Annotated in this window: 22 protein-coding genes; 6 read left to right on the top strand and 16 right to left on the bottom strand. The window is 68.7% G+C overall.

The features are described from left to right. The first annotated feature begins 73 nt into the window (after window positions 1–73). Window positions 74–1705, top strand: coding sequence for a phosphoenolpyruvate--protein phosphotransferase (ptsP, locus tag ACIQF0_RS19045; protein ID WP_360047488.1), 1632 nt, complete (start codon window positions 74–76; stop codon window positions 1703–1705). A gap of 52 nt (window positions 1706–1757) precedes the next feature. On the opposite strand, the gene ACIQF0_RS19050 is transcribed toward ptsP, so the two are convergent. Together ACIQF0_RS19050 and ACIQF0_RS19055 are read right to left on the bottom strand one after the other, a co-directional pair. After that, the gene (locus ACIQF0_RS19050; RefSeq protein WP_401030925.1) at window positions 1758–2402 is read right to left on the bottom strand and encodes a hypothetical protein; all 645 of its coding nucleotides are present in this window, start codon (window positions 2400–2402) and stop codon (window positions 1758–1760) included. Window positions 2403–2438: 36 nt separating this feature from the next. After that, complete coding sequence (locus ACIQF0_RS19055) at window positions 2439–2843, bottom strand: RidA family protein (protein WP_401030926.1); 405 nt, start codon at window positions 2841–2843, stop codon at window positions 2439–2441. Between the two features lie 125 nt (window positions 2844–2968). On the opposite strand from ACIQF0_RS19055, the gene ACIQF0_RS19060 reads away from it, so the two are divergent. Continuing rightward, window positions 2969–3367, top strand: a complete 399-nt coding sequence (locus ACIQF0_RS19060) for a MarR family winged helix-turn-helix transcriptional regulator (protein WP_401031476.1) — start codon at window positions 2969–2971, stop codon at window positions 3365–3367. On the opposite strand, the gene ACIQF0_RS19065 is transcribed toward ACIQF0_RS19060, so the two are convergent. From ACIQF0_RS19065 to ACIQF0_RS19105, 9 genes are all read right to left on the bottom strand, one after another. Continuing rightward, entirely contained in the window at window positions 3364–4206 is an 843-nt protein-coding gene (locus tag ACIQF0_RS19065; RefSeq protein WP_401030928.1) for a LysR family transcriptional regulator, read from the bottom strand. The two genes, ACIQF0_RS19060 and ACIQF0_RS19065, sit on opposite strands and share 4 nt — an antisense overlap. Beyond that, on the bottom strand, window positions 4203–5219 hold the full coding sequence (locus tag ACIQF0_RS19070; protein ID WP_401030930.1) for a hypothetical protein: 1017 nt from the start codon (window positions 5217–5219) through the stop codon (window positions 4203–4205). The genes ACIQF0_RS19065 and ACIQF0_RS19070 overlap by 4 nt, the downstream gene beginning before the upstream one ends. Continuing rightward, window positions 5204–5677 carry an RNA polymerase sigma factor gene (locus ACIQF0_RS19075; protein ID WP_401030932.1) on the bottom strand — a complete coding sequence of 158 codons (474 nt, stop codon included), beginning with the start codon at window positions 5675–5677 and terminating at the stop codon, window positions 5204–5206. Before ACIQF0_RS19075 ends, ACIQF0_RS19070 begins: the two co-directional genes overlap by 16 nt. Before the next feature lie 29 nt (window positions 5678–5706). Continuing rightward, window positions 5707–5874, bottom strand: coding sequence for a DUF397 domain-containing protein (locus ACIQF0_RS19080; RefSeq protein ID WP_401030934.1), 168 nt, complete (start codon window positions 5872–5874; stop codon window positions 5707–5709). 13 nt (window positions 5875–5887) lie between these two features. Beyond that, window positions 5888–6715, bottom strand: a complete 828-nt coding sequence (locus ACIQF0_RS19085; RefSeq protein WP_401030936.1) for a helix-turn-helix domain-containing protein — start codon at window positions 6713–6715, stop codon at window positions 5888–5890. Between the two features lie 97 nt (window positions 6716–6812). Then, window positions 6813–7991, bottom strand: a complete 1179-nt coding sequence (locus ACIQF0_RS19090) for a glycine C-acetyltransferase (RefSeq protein WP_401030938.1) — start codon at window positions 7989–7991, stop codon at window positions 6813–6815. After that, window positions 7991–9022 carry an L-threonine 3-dehydrogenase gene (gene tdh, locus ACIQF0_RS19095; protein ID WP_401030940.1) on the bottom strand — a complete coding sequence of 344 codons (1032 nt, stop codon included), beginning with the start codon at window positions 9020–9022 and terminating at the stop codon, window positions 7991–7993. Before tdh ends, ACIQF0_RS19090 begins: the two co-directional genes overlap by 1 nt. Window positions 9023–9058: 36 nt before the next feature. Continuing rightward, window positions 9059–10513, bottom strand: a complete 1455-nt coding sequence (locus tag ACIQF0_RS19100; protein WP_401030942.1) for an SDR family oxidoreductase — start codon at window positions 10511–10513, stop codon at window positions 9059–9061. Between the two features lie 44 nt (window positions 10514–10557). Further along, window positions 10558–11091, bottom strand: a complete 534-nt coding sequence (locus ACIQF0_RS19105; RefSeq protein WP_401030944.1) for a TetR/AcrR family transcriptional regulator — start codon at window positions 11089–11091, stop codon at window positions 10558–10560. A 117-nt stretch (window positions 11092–11208) separates the two neighbouring features. Between ACIQF0_RS19105 and ACIQF0_RS19110 the strand changes: the two genes are divergently transcribed. After that, window positions 11209–11658 (top strand): nuclear transport factor 2 family protein, encoded by a 450-nt coding sequence (locus ACIQF0_RS19110; protein WP_401030946.1) that lies wholly within the window; start codon window positions 11209–11211, stop codon window positions 11656–11658. Here ACIQF0_RS19110 and ACIQF0_RS19115 read toward each other — a convergent pair. Genes ACIQF0_RS19115 through macS form a run of 3 tightly spaced genes read right to left on the bottom strand, consistent with a single transcriptional unit; the run spans window position 11639 to window position 13991 of the window. After that, window positions 11639–12151 (bottom strand): DUF1707 domain-containing protein, encoded by a 513-nt coding sequence (locus ACIQF0_RS19115; RefSeq protein WP_360047478.1) that lies wholly within the window; start codon window positions 12149–12151, stop codon window positions 11639–11641. The genes ACIQF0_RS19110 and ACIQF0_RS19115 overlap by 20 nt on opposite strands. A 20-nt stretch (window positions 12152–12171) precedes the next feature. Continuing rightward, window positions 12172–12834 carry a response regulator transcription factor gene (locus tag ACIQF0_RS19120; RefSeq protein WP_360047477.1) on the bottom strand — a complete coding sequence of 221 codons (663 nt, stop codon included), beginning with the start codon at window positions 12832–12834 and terminating at the stop codon, window positions 12172–12174. After that, window positions 12831–13991 (bottom strand): MacS family sensor histidine kinase, encoded by a 1161-nt coding sequence (gene macS, locus ACIQF0_RS19125; RefSeq protein ID WP_401030949.1) that lies wholly within the window; start codon window positions 13989–13991, stop codon window positions 12831–12833. The genes ACIQF0_RS19120 and macS overlap by 4 nt, the downstream gene beginning before the upstream one ends. Before the next feature lie 116 nt (window positions 13992–14107). Between macS and ACIQF0_RS19130 the strand changes: the two genes are divergently transcribed. Further along, complete coding sequence (locus ACIQF0_RS19130) at window positions 14108–15310, top strand: GGDEF domain-containing protein (RefSeq protein ID WP_401030951.1); 1203 nt, start codon at window positions 14108–14110, stop codon at window positions 15308–15310. Here the strand turns inward: ACIQF0_RS19130 and ACIQF0_RS19135 are convergent. Together ACIQF0_RS19135 and ACIQF0_RS19140 are read right to left on the bottom strand one after the other, a co-directional pair. Further along, window positions 15307–15747 carry an SRPBCC family protein gene (locus ACIQF0_RS19135; protein ID WP_401030953.1) on the bottom strand — a complete coding sequence of 147 codons (441 nt, stop codon included), beginning with the start codon at window positions 15745–15747 and terminating at the stop codon, window positions 15307–15309. The genes ACIQF0_RS19130 and ACIQF0_RS19135 overlap by 4 nt on opposite strands. 4 nt (window positions 15748–15751) lie before the next feature. Further along, window positions 15752–16903: an AI-2E family transporter gene (locus ACIQF0_RS19140; protein WP_360047473.1), complete on the bottom strand. Its 1152-nt coding sequence runs from the start codon at window positions 16901–16903 to the stop codon at window positions 15752–15754. A 79-nt stretch (window positions 16904–16982) separates the two neighbouring features. Between ACIQF0_RS19140 and ACIQF0_RS19145 the strand changes: the two genes are divergently transcribed. Further along, on the top strand, window positions 16983–19160 hold the full coding sequence (locus ACIQF0_RS19145; protein WP_401030955.1) for a hypothetical protein: 2178 nt from the start codon (window positions 16983–16985) through the stop codon (window positions 19158–19160). Window positions 19161–19322: 162 nt separating this feature from the next. Then, the gene (locus ACIQF0_RS19150; RefSeq protein WP_401030957.1) at window positions 19323–20081 is read left to right on the top strand and encodes a hypothetical protein; all 759 of its coding nucleotides are present in this window, start codon (window positions 19323–19325) and stop codon (window positions 20079–20081) included. Window positions 20082–20121: the final 40 nt, after the last annotated feature.

The raw sequence follows: 20121 nt of genomic DNA on the forward strand, positions 1-20121 counted from the left end.
GCTGCGCGTTCCGCCGCTCAATTGGTCACACTGAGCTGTCCTGGGTTTCCGGTCGGAGGGTATGGTCTAGACCATGTCGAGCGCGCGGCTGAGCGGTGTCGGTGTGAGCAGTGGTCGGGCAACCGGCCCCGTGGTGAGGATCGCCGAGGCCCTGCCGGAACCTCCTGCGGGCCAGCGAACAGCGGATACGAAGATGGAAGCCTCCCTCATCCGCCCTGCGGCCGAGGTCGTGGTGCAGCGCCTGATGGAGCGCGCGAAGACGGTCGAGGGTGACGCTCGTGCCGTTCTGGAGACCACAGCGGCGATGGCGGGTGACCCGTCGCTGATCAAGGCCGCCGAGAAGCTCGTCGTCGACCAGTCGCTGACCGCGGCCCGTGCGGTGCACCAGGCCGCCGAGAAGTTCATCTCGGCACTGCAGGGCGCCGGTGGCTACATGGCCGAACGGGCCCGCGACGTCCAGGACGTCCGCGACCGCGTGGTGGCCGAACTCCTCGGCCTGCCCGCGCCCGGCGTACCCGACCTGGCCTCGCCGTCCGTGCTGGTGGCGCGCGACCTCGCGCCCGCCGACACCGCCGGTCTCGACCCGTCGAAGGTCCTGGCCCTGGTCACGGAGGAGGGCGGCCCGACCTCCCACACCGCGATCCTCGCCCGGTCGCTGGGCATCCCGGCCGTCGTCGCGTGCCGCGGCATCCTGGCGTTCGAGGGCACCTCTCTCGACGTGGACGGCGACACCGGCCAGGTCCGCGAGTCGGACGGCAAGGTCCGCTCGGCCGGCACCGGCAAGAAGGCCTCGTGGAACGGCGTCGGTGTCCTCAAGGACGGCCACCGCGTGAAGGTCCTGGGCAACGTCGGCTCCCCCGCCGATGCTCAAGCCGCTGCTCAGGCGGGCGCGGAGGGCGTCGGCCTGTTCCGCACGGAGTTCTGCTTCCTGGACGCCGCAGAGGAACCGACCGTTGCTGAGCAGACTGCTGCTTACGAGGCTGTGCTGGCGCCGTTTGCGGGCAAACCCGTTGTGGTGCGCACCCTCGACGCGGGCGCGGACAAGCCGCTGGCGTTTCTGAACCCGGCCCCCGAGCCCAACCCGGCCCTCGGCGTCCGCGGCCTGCGCGTCGCGTTCGACCGCCCGGAGATCCTGGACCGCCAGCTCGAAGCCATCGCCGCGGCGGCCAAGTCCTCCGGCGCCGACGTCTCGGTCATGGCCCCGATGGTCGCGACCGCCGCCGAAGCCGCCTGGTTCGTGGAACGTGCCCGCAAGGCCGGCATCCAGCGCGCCGGCGTGATGGTCGAGGTCCCGTCGGCCGCACTGTCGGCCCGCGAAATCCTTCAGGTCGTCGACTTCATCTCCATCGGCACCAACGACCTGGCGCAGTACGTCTTCGCGGCGGACCGCCAGCTCGGTGGCGTCGCCGCGCTGAACGACCCGTGGCAGCCCGCGTTGCTGCGCCTGATCGCCCAGGTCGGCGAGGCGGCGACCGCCACCGGCAAGCCCGTCGGCGTCTGCGGCGAGGCGGCGGCCGACCCGTTGCTCGCGTGCGTGCTGATCGGACTGGGCATCACGTCCTTGTCCATGAACCACACGGCTCTCACGGGCGTCGGCGCGAAGCTCGCGACGACCAGTGTGGACATCTGCCAGCTTGCCGCCCGCGGTGCACTGGCGGCGGGTGACCCGGGCTCGGCCAAGCTGGCGGCCCGCGCCCCGCACTGACCCAGGTCACCGCAAGCGGGATTCTGGCCGCAGGTTCCAGTCGGCGAGGCGTCTAGCGCGCCTCGCCGTTGCGGATCGGCTCGACGGCCTTGCCCAGTGACTCCCAGGTCAGGCTGCGCGCCACCAGCGAGTCGGAGTAGTCCGTGCCGAACAGCGGACAGCTGTCCTTGGCGGTCTCGTCGCCGGCGGCGGTCACCGTCGTGACCACCCGTCCTGTCCGCGCCTCCCGCAACGTGACCTGGTAGCTCGCCTCGTGCAACGGCCAGTCGCGGGTGTCGCCTTCGGTGAAGTAGCAGGTGACCGTGCCGGAGCGGGCACCGACGACCGGCACCACGCAGGCGACGAGCTGGATCAGGTTGACGTCGCTCAGGAACATGGTGGCGTCGCCGCTCGATGCCACCGACGAGTGCTGCATGTGGCTTGCGGGGTCGAGCACCTCGTGCGCGATTATCGGGTGCGGCCCTGCGCCTGCGTAGGGCCTGCTGGTCGGGTTGAACGGACCCCCGCTCTCGCAAGCCGCCTTCGCGAGCGGGCCCCGAGCCTCGTTGCTCATCGACTTGGTCGGCGTGGGCGGTGTGGTGGTGGGAGCGGCGCCGATGACCTCCCTGGAGGTGGTGGTCACCGAGGTTTCGACCGGGAACCGCGGCGGCGGCGCGCCGCATCCGGCCAGCAGCAGCACGAGCACCAGGACCCTCATGCCGGCACGGTAGGCGGCGCGGCTGGGGACAGGTCCCTAACTGATCGCGGTCACGCGGATCTCGATGCGCATCTTCGGGTGACCGAGGGCGGTGACCCCGCTCTCGGTCCAGATGGGCGCGCGGTCGCCCATCCGCGCACGGAACTGCTCGACCATCACACGGTTGTGGTCGTCGAACGAGTCGTCGCCGAGCACGTGGTACGAGTTCACGTGCACGACGTCGGCCCAGGACGAGCCCGCCGTCGCGAGCGTGCGCTCGACGTTCTCGAACGCGCGCGCGATCTCCTCCTCGAGCGACTCAGGAAACTCGAACTCGTCGCTCCAGCCGCCCTGACCTGATGTCTCGACGCGGTCGCCGATGCGCACGGCCTGGCTGTACCGCATGTTCTCGAGCTGGGTGTCGCCGTATCCGGGGGTGGCGAAGAACTCCGGCTTGCTCATGACTCTTCCCTTCGATGACTTCATGCTTGAAGTCAAACCTAGCATGACTTCAAGCATGAAGTACGCTGTGTGGTGTGGAGTGGCTGAACGCCGACGAGAAGGACGCCTGGACCGGCCTCGTCTCGATGCTGTTGTTGCTGCCGGGCCGGCTGGAGGCACCGTTGCAGCAGGAGTCGGGCCTGAGCCTCTTCGACTACCTGGTGCTCAGCCACGTCTCGGAGGCGAAGGACCGCAGCATCCGGATGAGCGAGCTCGCGCACCTGGCGAACGGCTCGCTGTCGCGGTTGTCCAACGTGGTCAAGCGCCTCCAGCAACGTGGCTGGGTGGTGCGTTCCCCTGACCCGGGCGACGGCCGCTACACGATCGCCACGCTCACCGACGAGGGCTTCGAGGTGGTCAAGGCCGCCGCGCCCACCCACCTGCGCGCGGTCCGGGAGTTCGTGCTCGACCCGCTCACCGCCGCCGACCGCCAGGCGTTGACGCGCATTGCGGCCAAGCTGCGCCTGACGATCCCGCCGCCCTAACGCTGGAGCTGGTCGAGAACCGCGCTGATCAACGGGTGTTCCTCCGACCCCTTGCGCACCGCCGCGACCACCCGCCGCAACGGCGCGACTCCGGCGACCGGCACACCGCGTACGGCGTTGCGGGGAGCCAACGCCACCCCGGCTCCCGCGTCGACGAGTGCCTGGATCGCGCGGAAGTCGTCAGACGTGTGCCTGATCCGCGGCGTGAACCCCGCCTGCGCGCACGCCATCTCCACGACGTCCCGCAACGGATTGCCGGGCAGCGTCACGACCCAGTCCTCGTCGGCCAGTTGCTGCAACTCGACCGGCCCGCCCGAAAGCGCGTGTCCCGGTGGCAGCACGACGTCGAAAGGCTCCGTGTACAGCGGAAACCGCGTGAAACGGTCGGTGGTCCGGTGCTCCTCGGTGATCGCCACGTCGATCTCGCCGTCCAGCAACAACCGCACGCTCTCGTGTCCCTCGGCATCACGCACGGACAGTTCGATCGAGCGTTCCTTCAACGCCGCCAACGCCGGTGCCACCACCTGCGTGATCGCCGACGCGAACGCCGCCACGCCCACCCGTCCGGCTGAGCCGGAGGCGAGAGCGTCCAAAGTGGCCTGTGCGCGTTCCAGTTCCGCGGCGACGACATGGGCGTGCGTGACGAGCAGTTCACCGGCGGGCGTCAGCGACACCCGGCGTCCCTTGCGCAGCAACAACGGGTGTCCTGCCTCGGACTCCAGCGCCGCGAGCTGCTGCGACACCGCTGACGGCGTGAGGTGCAACGCGGCGGCCGCGGCCGTCACGGTGCCGTGGTCAGCGAGTGCGCGCAGCACGCGGAGCCGTCGTGGGTCGATCACCGCTCAATGATGGGGGATTCCACTTCGCCGTTCACGGGGACGTCCTGAGGCACGATCGGGTCGAAGTCCACCTGCTCCAGCAGGAGGTACTCCTCCTGCGAGATGGTCATCTGCGTGGGCAGGCCGTGCTGAGGCGTGGTGAGCACGTCCCGCTTGAGGATCGGCAGGCCGGTCTCCGGGCTCATCACCAGTTGCGTCTCGACGTCGGTGAACTGGAACGTCGGCGGTGCGGCGATCGCCACAGCGAGTCCCTTGCGTTCGTCGAGCACCGTCACCTCACCGAGGAACCGCGCCCCGTCGAGCGTCTTGAGCAGTTCGAACGCCGCCCGCCGCTGGTCGTCGCGCACGTTCGAGCTCATCAGCTCCATCGCGAGCGACCCGATCCGGTAGGCGTCCTTCCCCACGACGGTCTCGAGCGCCTTCCTCAACTCCTGCGGGTCTGCGGGCAGCGAGTCGAGCGAGTCGAAACGCGCCTGGCTGTGCAGGGACATCTGGAACCCGGAGACGCTGGTCCTCTGCACGGCCGGCTTCATCGGGCCGATGCGCACCAGGTGGTTCCCGCCGACCTGGGGCACCGTCTCCGGCCTGCCCGCCTCCTCCCACGCCTTGCCGTCGCGTTCGAGGGAGAAGGCCCGCACGGCACCGTCCTTCTGGACGACCGTGACCTGTTGGTTGGTGGCCAGCCACCGTTCGGTCTTGGAGTCGAAGTACGCGGCGTACGGCTTCGCCGGGTCGCCGACGATCATCACCGACCACTGCCGCGTGAGCACATGCCACCACTTCGGAGGGGCTGCGGGCTGCACGGGCTGAGGAGGTGCAGGCAGCAGCACGACCGCGAGCACGATCACCGCACCGATGACCACCAACGGAGCAAACCGCCGCACGAGCTGCTTCCGGACCGGCCTCTCCCGCGGCAACGTGATGATGCGCGCGAGGTCGCGTTCCATCCGCTCGGAGTCGACCTCTGGCGTCGGAGGCTTGGCCTGCGCCAGGTCTTTCAGGATGTCTTCCACGACGCCCTCGCACTGTCGAATTTCGGGGTCCAGAGAGCGGCCTGCAAACGCCGTCGAGCCCGATGCAGCCGCACGAAGAACGTCGCCGTCGTGCAGCCGAGCACCTGCGCGGCCTCGGCCGCCGCCAGCCCGTGCCACGCGATGAGCGTGAGAACCTCCTGGTCGGCCTCTGACAGGCTCGCCAGAGCCGCACGCAGCTCGATCACCGCGAAGTCGTCCTCTGCGGGGAAGTCGGTGAGCTCGTAGGTGGTCGCCTCACGACGGGACGCGCGCACCAGGTTGCGGGCGATGCCGAGCAGCCACGGCAGCGCGTTGGACGGCATCTGGTCGAGCCTGCGCCAGGCGATCGTGAAGGTCTCGCTGGTGATGTCCTCGGCGACCCGGCCGCCCGCGTGGCTCGCCGCATAGGCGAGCACTCGCGGGTAGCACTCGCGGTAGACGATCGAGAATTCCTCCACGATGGGAAGTGCGCCGACGTCACTGATTCTTACAACTGAGTGACGCGGGTCACATCGCGGAGGAAGGCCGACCACGCCTCGTCCGACACGGGCAGGTGCGCGGCAGGCGCCTTGCTGTCCCGGATGCCGACACCGCGACCGACCTCAACGCAGTCGCTTGAGTCTGCGCTGTAAGAGCTCTTGCGCCAGGTGCTCATCCGGAACGCTCCCTCAGGTCAGCATGCTGTTGATCAGCAGCCTCGATTGTTCCGGATCCATGGCCTGAGCGTCGAGCACCTTGAGCACAGAGGCGTAGATCGCCAACGATTTCACGTCTTCCAGGAAGAGTCCGGAGTTCTTTCCTTCGAGAAAGACGACCGGTTCGAGCTTCTCGTAGTCGAGCTGGAGAAATGATCCGGAAACCCCCGCGTGCGCACCAATGGCTATGGGTACGACCCGCACGGTGATGTAGTCGCGCTGGGCCATCGCCAGGATGTGGAGGTACTGATCCTCCATCACCTCTGTCCCGCCCACCGGTAGACGCAAGGCCTGTTCGTGGATGTAGAACACGAACGTGCGGCTCCAGTGGAAGAGCTTGCGGCGTTCGAGCTTCGCCGCGATGACCTTGTCGTAGTCGACTGCCTGCTTGCGCGCCTCTCCGTCGATGACGGCTTGCATGTAGTCAGCAGTCTGAAGATGACCTGGGACGAGGTTCATCGACCAGACGGTGATCGCGTTGGCGAGACGCTCCTGGGTGAGCAGCGTGGGCAGCTGATCCGGCGGCTCGTCGGGGAGCTTGAGGTACCCCAGCTCGCGCGTCTCGCGGTACAGCGCCAGCAGGCGTTCGATCTCTGGTGGCCTGACGCGGCAGTAGCTGAGCAACTGCATCACGTCGATCTCGGACACGCCGCCTTTGCCGCGGACCATGTCAGAGAGCTTTGCTTCGTCCCAGCCGACTTCCTCGGCGAGCTTGCGGTGGGTAAGCCCGGTCTGCTCGATGACCTCGCGAACAGCATCACCGAACTCGCGTCCCACCACACTGGACTTTCGTCGTGGCATGTCGACGAAGCTAGAAGCTAGACCCGTACCGGCTCCATTGTTTCTCCCCGAATATCACCGAAGGAAGTAGTTTTTGGAGCCGGTACAAGTACGGTGTTTACATCTTTTCGCGTGCGGCGATAAACGCGTCAACGGCGCGGTTAACGTCCTCAGTCGTGTGTGAAGCCGACATCTGCGTGCGGATACGCGCCTTGCCGTGCGGCACGACCGGGTACGAGAAGCCGATGACGTAGACGCCTTGTTCCAGGAGGAGATCCGCGAGCCTGGCCGCCTCCGCCGCGTCGCCGATCATCACGGGGATGATCGGGTGCTCGCCCGGCAGCAGGTCGAAGCCCGCCTCGGTCATCCGCCGGCGGAACAGCTCGGTGTTCGACCTCAGCTGGGTGAGCAACTCCGTGGAACTGGACAGCATGTCGAGCGTGGCGATCGCGGCGGCGGTGATCGACGGCGCGAGGGAGTTCGAGAACAGGTACGGGCGCGAGCGCTGGCGCAGCAGTTCGACGATCTCCTTGCGGCCGGAGGTGTAACCGCCGGACGCGCCGCCGAGCGCCTTGCCCAGCGTGCCCGTGACGATGTCGACGCGGTCCTGCACGCCGAACAGCTCCGGGGTGCCGCGGCCGGTCGGGCCGGTGAAGCCGACGGCGTGCGAGTCGTCGACCATGACCAGGGCGTTGTAGCGCTCGGCCAGGTCGCAGATCTCGTCGAGCGGCGCGAGGTAGCCGTCCATCGAGAAGACGCCGTCGGTCGCGATCAGGCGGTAGCGGGCGTCGGCGGAGTCCTTGAGCTGGCGCTCCAGGTCGTCCATGTCGCGGTTCTTGTAGCGGAAGCGCTTGGCCTTCGACAGGCGCACGCCGTCGATGATCGACGCGTGGTTCAGCTCGTCGGAGATGATCGCGTCCTCGGCGCCGAGCAGCGTCTCGAACAGGCCGCCGTTCGCGTCGAAGCACGAGCTGTAGAGGATCGTGTCCTCCGTGCCGAGGAACTCGCTGAGCTTGCGCTCCAGTTCCTTGTGCGGTTCCTGGGTTCCGCAGATGAACCGGACGGAGGCCATGCCGAAGCCCCAGTCGTCCAGAGCCTTCTTCGCGGCCGCGATGAGCTGCGGGTGGTCGGCGAGACCGAGGTAGTTGTTGGCGCAGAAGTTCAGCACGTCGTCGCCGGAACCGACCCTGACGCTGGCGTTCTGCGGGGTGGCGATGACGCGTTCGGACTTGTAGAGCCCGGCCTCCCTGATCTCCTCGATCGTCTTGAGGAGGTCGTTCTTCAGCTCGCCGTACATCAGGCTCCCGTCCAGTCGAGGATGACCTTGCCGCACTTGCCTTCACGCGCGGTGGCGAACGCCTCCGCGTGCTGCGTGTGGTCGAACCGGTGCGTGATCACCGGCGTGAGGTCGAGGCCGCGCTGCAACAGCACGGTCATCGAGTACCAGGTCTCGAACATCTCGCGGCCGTAGATCCCCTTGATGTGCAGCATCTTCAGCACGACGCTGCTCCAGTCGACGGAGAACTCGTCCGCGGGCAGGCCCAGCATCGCGATGCGGCCGCCGTGCGCCATGTTCGCGATCATGTCCCGCATCGCCACCGGCTTGCCGGACATCTCCATGCCGACGTCGAAGCCCTCGGCCATGCCGAGTTCGGCCTGCGCGTCCGCGATCGACTTCTCGGCGACGTTCACCGCGAGGTCGACGCCGACCTTGCGGGCCAGGTCGAGCCGGTGCTCGGAGATGTCGGTGATCACGACGTTGCGCGCGCCCGCGTGCTTGGCGACGGCGGCGGCCATGATGCCGATCGGCCCGGCGCCGGTGATGATCACGTCCTCGCCGATGACCGGGAAGCTCAGCGCGGTGTGCACGGCGTTGCCGAACGGGTCGAAGATCGCGGCCACGTCCAGGTCGACCTTCGTGCGGTGCACCCACGCGTTCTGCTCGGGCAGCACGACGTACTGCGCGAACGCGCCGTTGGAGTGCACGCCCAGACCACGCGTGTTGGCGCAGAGGTGGCGGCGGCCGGCCTTGCAGTTTCGGCAGGTCCCGCAGACGAGATGACCCTCGCCGCTGACCAGGTCGCCGACCTTGACGCCGGTGACGCTGTTGCCGACCTCGACGACCTCGCCGACGAACTCGTGCCCGAGGACCAGTGGCGCCTTGATGTTCTGCGCCGCCCAGTCGTCCCACGAGTCGATGTGCAGATCGGTGCCGCAGATGCCGGTGCGCAACACCCTGACCAGCACGTCCGTCGGACCCGGGGTCGGGTCGGGGACGTCGGTCAGTTCGAGTCCAGGCCCAGCGGCGACCTTGACGAGAGCCTTCATGCGGGAAGTTTCACCCTTTGCTGCTTGTGCAGTCCATCAGGACTTTCTGAAGTTCTTGTGCAGCTCAGCTTCATTGGCGATGTTGCGCACCATGCCGCCGAACACGATGCCGTGAAACGGCCAGACGACCGCCCAGTAGAGGTGTCCGGCGAGCCCTTTGGGCACGAACACGGCGCGTTGGCGGTAAGTGGACCCGTGTCCCTCGTTGCCCGCCACTCGAAGCTCCAGCCACGCCTTGCCCGGCACCTTCATCTCGGCCCGCAGCCGCAGCAGGTGCCCGCGTTCGATCTCCTCGACGCGCCACCAGTCGAGCGCCTCGCCGACGTTCAACCGGTTCGCGTCGCGCCTTCCACGCCGGAGCCCGACGCCGCCCGCGGCCCGGTCCATCCAGCCGCGCACGGCCCAGGCCAGCGGGAACGAGTACCAGCCGCGTTCGCCGCCGATGCCTTCGACGACTTCCCAGAGTCGCTCGGGAGTGGCTTTCGTCCTGCGCTCGCGTTCGTCGGTGTAGACCGAGCCGCCGGACCAGTCGGGGTCGGACGGCAGCGGTTCGCTCGGCGCACCCGGCAGCGACGCCCCTGACCAGCGGGTCTCCACGTCGGCGTCCCGGATCTTGTCCAGCGCCAGCTCGACGGCCTTGACGAAGCCGGTGTTCTCGCCGGGCAGGACCTCGCGGATGTCGTTCTCGCGGCACACCACCTCGTGCACCAGCGACTCGATCAACGGCCTCGCGATCGACTTCGGGACCGGAGTGACGACGTTGACCCAGTGCGAGGACAGGCCCGGCGTCAGCAGCGGCACGGGCAGCACGCGGCGCCTGGGCAACCCGGCGACCTCGGCGTACCGGAGCATCATCTCCAGGTAGGTCAGCACGTCCGGTCCGCCGATGTCGAACGTCCGGTTGTGGCCTTCGAGCGTCGTGGCGTCGACCAGGTAGCGCAGCACGTCGCGCACGGCGATCGGCTGGATCCGGTTGTGCACCCAGCGCGGCGTGACCATGACCGGCAGCCGTTCGGTGAGGTAGCGCAGCATCTCGAAGCTGGCCGACCCGGACCCGATGATCACCGCGGCCTGCAGCACGACGGCCGGCGTCGCGGAGCGCAGGAAGACCTCGCCCACCTCCTTGCGGGAGGCGAGGTGCGGCGACAGCTCGACGTTGGCCGGGTGCAGTCCGCCCAGGTAGACGATCCGCTGCACACCGGCACGTTCGGCGGCCCGCGCCGTGTTCTCCGCGGCCTTGCGGTCGGCGTCGGCGAAGTCCTTCGACTGCAGCGAGTGCACGAGGTAGTGGACGACCTCGACGTCCCGCATGGCCTCGTCCAGATCGCCGAACACGTCACCCTTGACGATTTCGACGTCAGCGGCCCACGGGACGTCGCGCAGCTTCTCCGGCGAACGCACCAGGCAGCGGACCTCGTGCCCTTCGGCCAGCAGCCTGGGCACGAGTCGTCCGCCGAGGTACCCGGTCGCGCCGGTCACGAGACATCGCATGCCCCGATCCTGCGGGTTCGCGGGTCCCGCCGCAGATCAGACGGCTAGGCGGAGCCTCGCGGGGACAGTCCGTCGATCACCACGCCCACCGCTCTGTCCAGGACGGCGCGGTCGCCGCGGACGTTCGCCAGCGCTGTGATCAGCACGTACACCTCGGCCACCGTCGCGTCCACGCGCACCTCGCCTGCCTGCTGGCCGCGCGACAGCAGGTCCGCGACCGCCTCGCGCAGAGCGGCGGCCGCTGCCACCACCTCGCCGGCAGGCTCCTCCAGCAGCGCGAGGAGCGCGATCTTCGCCGGAGCACCGAAGACCATCTCGCGGAACATCGCCCGGAACGCCGCTCCGGCATCGGTGGCCTCGGCCCGCGCCCGAGCCGTGCCGGCGAGCAGGGTGAGGTGCCGGACGACCGTTGCCTCGACCAGCGCCTGCTTGGTCGGGAAGTGCCGGAAGACGGTGCCGATCCCGACACCGGCTCGGCGCGCCACCTCCTCGGTCGAGCCGGCGTTGCCCGACTCGCCGAAGACCTCCTCGGCGGCTGCCAGCACCCGGTCCCGGTTCGCCCGCGCGTCGCTCCGCATGCACCCATTCTTCCTCGCCACGGGCCCGGTGCCGCGGGCACGGTGATCGAGTCTTGATATCCGGAGTCTCGACTCCGTATTATCCGGAGTGAAGACTCCGATTGAGAGGTGTGTTCGATGCGAACCCCAGAAGACGTGTTCCGCGGCCTGCTCGACGGCGTTCGCCGGCTCCGCGGCGGTGATCGTGACCAGGTCGAGCGGCTGGCCGGGTACTACGCGGAGAAAACCGACGTGCGGCACCCGATGGCACCGCTCGGCGACACTCCACTCCTGAGCCGGGAGGCACTGCGGCAGCACTTCGCCGCGGGACGGCCGCGCCCGGCCGGATTCCGCGTCGAGGACGTGCGCGTCCACCACACGGCCGATCCCGAGGTGGTCATCGGCGAGTTCACCTACCGCGGTGACGAGGACTGGGCGGTGCCGGGCGTCATCGTCCTGCGGGTCCGCGACGGGCTGATCGTCGAGTCGCGGGACTACTTCGACCACATCGGGCTCGCTCGTGCCGCGAACGCGCTCGACGCCTTGTGCGCTCAGCTGACGAGCGGGGTCAGCGCCTGCTCTTCTTGATCACCACGGTTCCGCCGCGCACCGCGCCCTTGAGCTGGAAGTGCGGGTTGCCCACCGAGTTGTGGACCTTGTCCTTCAGTTCGCCGGCGGTGATCTCGACGGCGTCGGCGTTGACCGACGACCCCGCGGGCAGCAGCAGCTTCACCGTGCCCAGCGACACGTCCAGGTCGACGTTGACGACCGGTGGCACGTCGGCGGCGGTGAAGTCGAGGTTGGTGGTGCCGAGGGTGTTGCGGATGACGAGCTCCTGCGGCACGACCCAGTGGCCCTTGCGGGTCGTGGTGCTCATCGTGTTCTTCAGCTCGGTCCGCTCGCGGGCCAGCTCGTTGTTGACCATGCCGGGCAGGTCCACCAGGACGGCGTTGAGATCGGCCCTGGTCTTCGCGGCGAGAGCGGTGTCCGTGCGGACGGTGAACTCGTCCAGTGTGATCATGCCGCGGCCCACCGCCTTGTTCAGCAGGGTGACGACGTGCTCACGTTCCGCATCGGACACGCGTAACTCTCTGGGGTCTGTCATTTCTCTGCCTCCGGTTCGGCGTCAAGACCGTGCTCGATGGCATAACGCGCCAATTCCACTCGGTTGTGCAGTTGAAGCTTCCGCAATGTTGATTGCACGTGGTTTTCGACCGTGCGGTGGGAGATCACCAGGCGGTTCGCGATCTGTCGTGCGGTCAGGCCCTTGGCAACCAGCCGCAGCACCTCGGTCTCCCGATCGGTGAGCTGCGGCTTCTCCTCCGAGTCGTCCGGCGCGGCGGCCATGCGCCGGTACTCGCCCAGAACCAGGCCCGCGAGGCCCGCGGTGAACACGGCGTCCCCGGCGGCGGTGCGGGACACGGCCTCGACCAGTTCCTCCGAGGACGCGGACTTCACGAGGTATCCGGACGCGCCGGCCTTCACGGCCTGCAGCACGTCGTCGTGCTCGCCGGACGCGGACAGCACGAGCACGCGCGTGTCCGGCAGTTCAGTGGTGATCATCAGGGTGGCGTCGACCCCGGAGAGTTCGCCGAGGTTGAGGTCCATCAGGACCACGTTGGGCCGCACGGCTTTCGCGATGCGCACGGCCGAGGGCGCGTCGCTCGCGGTCGCCACCACCTCGAAGCCCCGCTCCTGGAGATCGCGCGCCACGCCGTCGCGCCACATCGGGTGGTCGTCCACGACCATCACCGAGACCGTCATCCTGCCGCCCCCTTCCTGAACACCCGAACCTCCCATTCCGTGCCCTCCCCCGGCCCGGTCTGGAGCTCCAGCGTTCCGCCGAGCGACTCCACCCGGCCTTTGATCGACTTCTCGATCCCCATCCTGCCTTCCGCGGCGGCCGACGCGATCCGGCCTTCCGGGATGCCAGGCCCATCGTCCCTCACGCTCAGCACGATCTCCTCCCCGAGATCTTCCAGCAGCACCCAGGCCCGTGCGTCCTCGCCGGCGTGCTTGTCCACGTTGGACAGCGCCTCGCGCACCAGCGACGTGAGCTCGCCCGCCGCCGGTGCCTCGAACATCACCTGGGTCGCGGGCGTCGACACCTGGATCCTGGGCGTGGCGAGCACCTGCAGGCCGGGCCGCAGGTCGATCTCGCCGTCCACAGTGGAGTCGACGGGAGCGGCGGCGACCAGATTCCGCAGCGCCACCTCCTGCTCGCCCGCCATCTTGGCCAGCTCGGCAGCCTCGCCGCCGACCTCCAGGCCGCGCTTGCGCACGCGGGCGAGGACCTGCAGCACGCTGTCGTGAATCGAACGGGCAAGTCGTTCCCGTTCCGCCGTCGCCGCTTCCGCCCTCAGGGCCTGGGTGAGGAGCACCGCACTGCGCCGTGCGGTGGCCGACGCCATGCCGACGACCATGCCCGCGCCCGCCAGCAGCACGACGTCGCGCAGCAGGTCGAGGCTCGGCACGCCCTTGGACAGGTAGGTGGAGAGACCGACGGCCAGTCCGCCCGCGAAGCCCGCGTAGGCCCCGCCCAGCGCGCCCAGCGCGACCGCCGGCACGCACGCCCAGATCGTCGTGATCAACGGGACGTTCAGGGTCAGCAGCTGGTGGTCGGACATGATCAACGGCGACAACGACATGAGACCGCAGGTCAGGGCCAGGTCGACGAGTACGAGCGGCCACCGCCTGCCCCAAGTCGTGCTGTACGCGCGGCTCGTGAAGACGGACCACAACGCCATCACCCCGAGCGTGGTCCACGCGAGCCACGGCCGGACGTAACCGGATTGGTTCGCGATGACGTTCGCCGCCGCGAAGAGGAATGTGACTATGCGTAGCGCAATCGTCCCGCGCCACAGGGGCGTGGCCGGGTCGTCGATCACCTTCGTCACACGTTCGGCAGGCTCTTTGCGCACGCTGTGCTCCTTTCGGACACCATCCTGCCGCGTGAACGTGTGCTGGCTAACCCCCAGGTGGCCGTCTTCTGCCGAACGGAGGAATGTGCGACGCTCTCCGGGTTCGGGGGAGGGCGATGCAGGTGCGGGACTGGCCGGTGTGGACTTTGCGGCGGCCTGCGCTCTGCTACTGGTTGCTGATCGACATGGCCGCCTTCGCGACCGTCGTCTACGCGATCGTTTCCTCCGAAACGCCGTCACCCTCCGAAATCGCCAGGTTCGCCGCGATCGCGGGCACAGCGGGCGCGGTGATCATCGGCAGCTCCATCTACAGCCACCGCCTGGGTGAGACCGAGCGCAACCCGTGGGCAGCCCACCTCTGCTACCTGACGGCGGGCATCCTCGCGCTCCCGCCGAACCTGCTCGTGCTGCTCCTCTTCGGCCCCGCCCTGCACAGCCTGCTCTCCCCACGCCCGGAGACCCACCGCTGGCTGTTCACCCTGAGCGCCACCGCACTGGCCGTCTTCACCACTCGCTACGTGCTCGGCTGGGCGGACCCGCACGCCAACCTCCTGATCCTCACCCTGGGCGCGGCCCTGCTGCTGATCCTGCGCGCGGGCCTGATCTCGCTCGGCCTGAAGCTGCGCAGCCCCTCAGCCACGTTCGAGGAGAACGTCGGCGAACCCATCGACGCCATCCTCGGCATCGTGGCGGTGTCGATCGGCGGCCTCATGGGCTGCGTGGCGGAGGCGAACGCCATCCACGCCCTCATCGCCGGCCCACCCCTGGCACTTTTGGAACGAGCAGCCCAGCTCCCGCAGTGGCGCCGCTCAGCCCAGCGGGACGCCAAAACCGGCCTCGCCAACGCCGTCCACTGGGACAGCCGAGCCCGCTACGAACTGACCAAGGGCTCCGGGCGCACCCGCCCCATGGCCGTCATGCTCCTGGACCTCGACCACTTCAAGCGCGTGAACGACGAGGTGGGCCACCTGGCAGGCGACGCCGCACTGGCCGCGATCTCGTTGCTGCTGCGCGGCACCGTCCGCCGAGGAGACCTGGTCGGCCGGTTCGGCGGTGAGGAGTTCGTGGTCCTGCTGCCCGAGGCCACCCCCGACGAGGCCGAGTACGTCGCCGAACGCGTGCGCAAGGCCGTGGCGGCTCTTCGCGTGCCCACGATGGCCACGGACGGCAAGCCGCACGAGCTGCACGGTCTGACTGTGTCCATCGGGGTGTCGACGACGACTCGGTTCGGGTACGAGCTGCCGGATCTGCTGGTGGCGGCCGACGCGGCGTTGCTGGCGGCCAAGGCGTACGGCCGCAACCTCGTCTCGATGGCCTAGGCGTTCAGGTACTTCTCGATCTCCGCGGCCATGTGCTCGTGCGCGAACCGAGCCTTCGCGAAGCCGTACGAGAACAACGGACTCGGCGCCTCGAAGGTGATGCCGACCCCGATCCGCACCCGTCCGTCACCGGCGTCCTGCACCCGGACGTGGCTGCGCAGGGTCGTCTTCGGCTGCTGGTGGGCCACGGTGATCACCTCGTCGTCGCCCTGGACCATCAGGTCGGCGCGGTAGGTGATCTTCATGGCCATCGGGCCGAGCTTCAGCCGCGAGGTCACGGCGGTGCTGCGCAGCACGCCAGGACCCGGCGGAACGGCCTTGGTCGCGATCGCCAGCGGGTGCATGGTGACCAACCGAGGCACGTCGGCCATCAGTTCGACGGCGTCGGCGACCGTGCCTCTGCCGTTGATCGTGTAGTCGAAGGTTCCTGTCCGCACGGCGTTAGAGCTCCTTGACCCGCTTGCTCGTGTCGTCCTTCGGTGCCGTGTCCTGAGGATTCAGCACGTCCACCTTCTCCGGCTTCTGCACCGCGTCCGCATCGGAGATGAGCGACCGGATCCCGGAGTTCAGCACCGCCAGCAACGGCACGGCCAGCAGCGCACCGGCGATACCCCCGGTCACCAACCCACCGGCGATCGCCAGCACCACGGCCAACGGGTGCAGCTTCACAGCACGCCCCAGCAGCAACGGCTGCAAGACGTGCGACTCCAACTGCATCACGCCGATGAGAACGGCCAGCACGACAAGAGCGGCGATAGGCCCGTTGGTCACCAACGCGATCAACACAGCCACGGCACCCGTGAACACCGCACCGATGATGGGGATGAACGCGCCGAGGAACACCAACGCGGACAGCGGCACCACGAGTGGCACACCGATGATCGCCAAGCCGACACCAACGCCGACGGCGTCCACGATCGCGACCACGGCCGTAGCGCGCACATAAGAAACGAGAGAGCCGAACCCGCGGCGCCCGGCCACGTCGACACGCTGACGCACGTCGCGAGGCACCGCACGCGTCACGAAGCGCCAGATCCCGTCACCGTCGTGCAAGAAGAAGATGAGAGTGAACAGCGCGAGCAACAGCCCGGTCAGCAACTCGCCCAGGGTCGCCGCGGTGGTCAGCGCGCCGGACGTGATCTCGGCCTGGTTCTCCTTGATCGTCTTCACGATCTCGTTGACGTAGTTCTGCAACTGCGCGTCGGACAGGTGCGCTGGCCCGTCCTTCAGCCACTTCTGGATCGTGTCGAGCGAGGCCGCCACCTGCGTCTGCAGTTCGGGCAGGCCGCGGGAGAACTCGCTGATCACGAACGTCAGCACGCCGCCGAGCACGCCGATGCCGATGATCATCATCACGGTCGTCGCCACGCCGCGCGGCACCCGCCACTCGACGAGTTTCGCGACGCCGGGCGACAGCAGCGCGGCCAGCAGCAGGGCGATGGCGACGGGAATCACTATCGACGCCAGGAAGCTCAGTGCGTAGGCGACCACGTACAACGCGGCGATCACGACGACGAACCGCCAGCTCAGGGCGGCGCTCACCCGTAGCAGCAGGGGAACGCGGTTGCTGATCTCCGACTCCGGCGCGCTCATGGACCTCACGGTAACTGGTCGAACCCTCGCCAAGCCGGAACCTCACCAGGGATGATCCGACTCGTCAGGGGAGGACGAAGTGATCAAGCCGGAAGACTTGACCGATGTCGAGCGCCAGGTCGCAGGGGGCTACGCGGGGGGAACCGAGACAGACCTGACCGGACAGAGCGTTCGCGGCGAGGTGCTCACCGGTCTGTTGACCGGCATGTACCGGGTGCCGCGCAAGGGATTGCCCGCTCTGCGGCTCCGAAACGCGCGGATCACCGGCAGGTTCGAACTGGAGGGCACGCGCGTCACGCGGGTCATCGACCTCACCCACTGCACGTTCGAGGAGTCGCTCGACCTCCGCATGGCACGCCTGATCGGGCTCCGGCTGCGCGGCACCCGCGTCCCCGGCCTGCAGGGCCGCAACCTCCGCGTCTTCAGCGACCTGGTCCTCGAAGCCGGCTTCACCTGCACCGGCACCGTCGACCTCACCGACGCCGCCGTCGACGGCACGCTCCGCCTGGCCGGCGCGGTCCTGCGCAGCGACACCGATCACGCGCTTCTGGGCGCACGGCTGCGGGTCAGCGGTTCCGTCCAGGCCATCGCGATGCGCGCGCAGGGCGAGGTCCGGCTCAGGGGCGCGGCGATCGGCGGCAGCGTCCACCTCGGCGGCGCCCGTCTGATCAACCCCGGCAAGGACGCGCTCGACGCCTCCGGGATCGTCGTCTCGGGCAACGTCTTCTGCAACGCGGAGGGCGGCCGCTTCAACGCGGACGGCCGGGTGCTGTTCGACGGCGCGAAGGTCGGCGGGAACGTCGAGTTCACCGGCGCCCGCCTGCACTCCGCCCACCGCGTCGACCACCAGGTGCTGGTCCTGCCGCACGGATCGGCCGACGAGGCCGCGACGCTCGTGGCCGACCGCATCCGGGTCGAGGGCAACGTCGAGCTCGACGACGGCTTCACCAGTGAGGGCACGGTCCGGCTGCCCAACGCGAGCATCGGCGGTTACCTCCGGCTCTCCGGCGCGGTGATCGGGCCGCGGGAGATCGCCGAGGAACTCGCCGGCGACGTCACGAACCGCATCCCCGTCGCCCTGCACGCGGACGGCATGCAGGTCCGCGGCGACGTCGAGGCGCGCAGCGCGGTCAACGGCGCCGGCGCCCGTTCGCTCGCGTTGCAGACCTACGGCCAGGTCCGGTTGTCCAACGCGACCATCAACGGCAGCGCCAGCATGTCCGGGGTGTCGTTGCACGGGCCCGGCATCGACGTCCTGTTCGCCGACCGACTCCAGATCGGCGGCACGCTCTTCCTGCGCGAGCTGCGGGCCAAGGGCTCGGTCCGCCTGCAGAACGCGAACATCGGCTCGACGCTCGACATGTCCGGTGCCGAGCTGACCCTGCCGAGGCTGCGCGCGAACGGCACGCAGAAGCCGTCGCTGGACGCCCGTGCCATCACGATCGGCAAGGACCTCCTGTGCAGCCGCGGGTTCACCGCGGTCGGCGGCGTGCGGATCCGGCTGGGCGAGGTCGGCAAGATGGCGACGTTCAGCAACTCGCACCTCGGCTCGACCACCGCGGACATCGCGTTGAACGCCTACGGGCTCACCGTCCACCAGTTCCGCCTGCACATCCCCGAGGGCCAGCAGCCCAAGGGCAAGGTCGTGCTGAGCCGGCTCAAAGCGGTGTCGGTGACCGACGGGCCGGGCCTGTGGGACGCCGAGGGCGGCGTCGCCGTGGACGACTTCGAGTTCGCCGGCATCACCGCCGACCCCGACGTGCCGGTGCAGACGCGGCTCAAGTGGCTGCTCAAGGTGCAACCCGACTTCGCGCCAGGACCGTACGAACAGCTCGCCGCCGTCTACCAGCAGGGCGGCGAAGAAGAACTCGCGCAGAAGGTCCAGCTGGAGAAACAACGCCGCCGCTACTCCGAACTCGGCCGCGCCGGGCGGGTCTGGGGCGTCGTGCAGCGGTTCACGGTCGGATACGGCTACCGGCCGTGGCTCGCGATCTGCTGGCTCGGCGTGTTCTGGCTGTTCGGCGCGCTGTGGTTCAACTGGCACCCGATGGTCAAGCTCAACCAGGACGAGGACCCGGTCTGGAACGCGTGGCTGCTCGCGCTCGACCTGTTGATCCCGATCATCGACTTCGGCCACGACGGCAAGTGGCAGTTCACCGGTGCGTCGCAGTGGATATCTTCGCTGCTCGTGGCCGTGGGCTGGGTGCTCGCGTCGACTGCGGCGGCGGGTGCGGCACGCGTGCTGAAGCGGGTGTGAGTCCCAGGACGTCGTTCACACGATGTAGTTAACCGAGCGCTCAGAGCGTGCATTCGGGGTGGATGGACTGGCAGAGTCGCCGACGTCGACTTGATCACGTTGATCGTCGGCGAATCCCTTGAGTGCCACCGAGTAGCGAGGTTTCCTGCGTTGTCCGCTGACATGCGAGCGAAGACGGGAGCGAACGGCATCCGCCGGTTCGCCACCCGAGCGCTGCTCGCCGTCGGTGGGGCGCTCGCGGGAACGGCCGTTGCCTGGGCGCTCACCACGTCTGCCGCGAACGCGGAGACGGTGCCTACTGCTGATGCGCAGCAGGTCGACGTCGTCAGCAAGCTCGTCGCCAAGACGGACGAGAAGCTGCCGGTCGTCGTGCCCGCCGCCAAGGCAGTGCACAAGCTCGACGAGACCTTGCGCGCCGAGCAGGAGAAGGCTCGCGCCGCCCTGCCGGACGTGCAGGTCTCCCAGGCGGTCGAGCAGATCGCCGCACGAATCCTGCCGCAGGTCACCAGGATCGGTCAGTCCAGCACCCCCGTCTCCGAGCGGGCCATGGACGTGACGTTCCCGGAGATCCCGGCTCCCGCCACCGATGCCGGACAGTCGCCGGCACCGGTGGTCTCGCAGTTCACCGGCTCGTCCGGTGCCAAGTGGACGGATCTGTTGGAGCACAACGACTTCGTCGTGCCCTCCGAGCAGCGTCCGTCCCTGCCCAGCAACCCGTTCCCGAAGCTGCCCGTCCCGGCCCCCGCGCCGGTGCAGTGCTCTTCGTGCAACGACGGTTCTGGCTCTGCCAAGGGCAGCACGTTCGCTGCCTTCGCTGCGTCCGGCACTTCTCACGGCATCTCGTCGACGAGCGCTCTCGCGCCGTCCACTGACGAGGTCACCGTGACGCCGGGCAAGCAGCCCGGTATCAACCCCGACTGATTCCAGCGCGCGGTCCGCGGCAGCCTCCTCCCCCGGCTGT

Source organism: Lentzea sp. NPDC092896, from assembly GCF_044754905.1.
GTDB lineage: Bacteria > Actinomycetota > Actinomycetes > Mycobacteriales > Pseudonocardiaceae > Lentzea.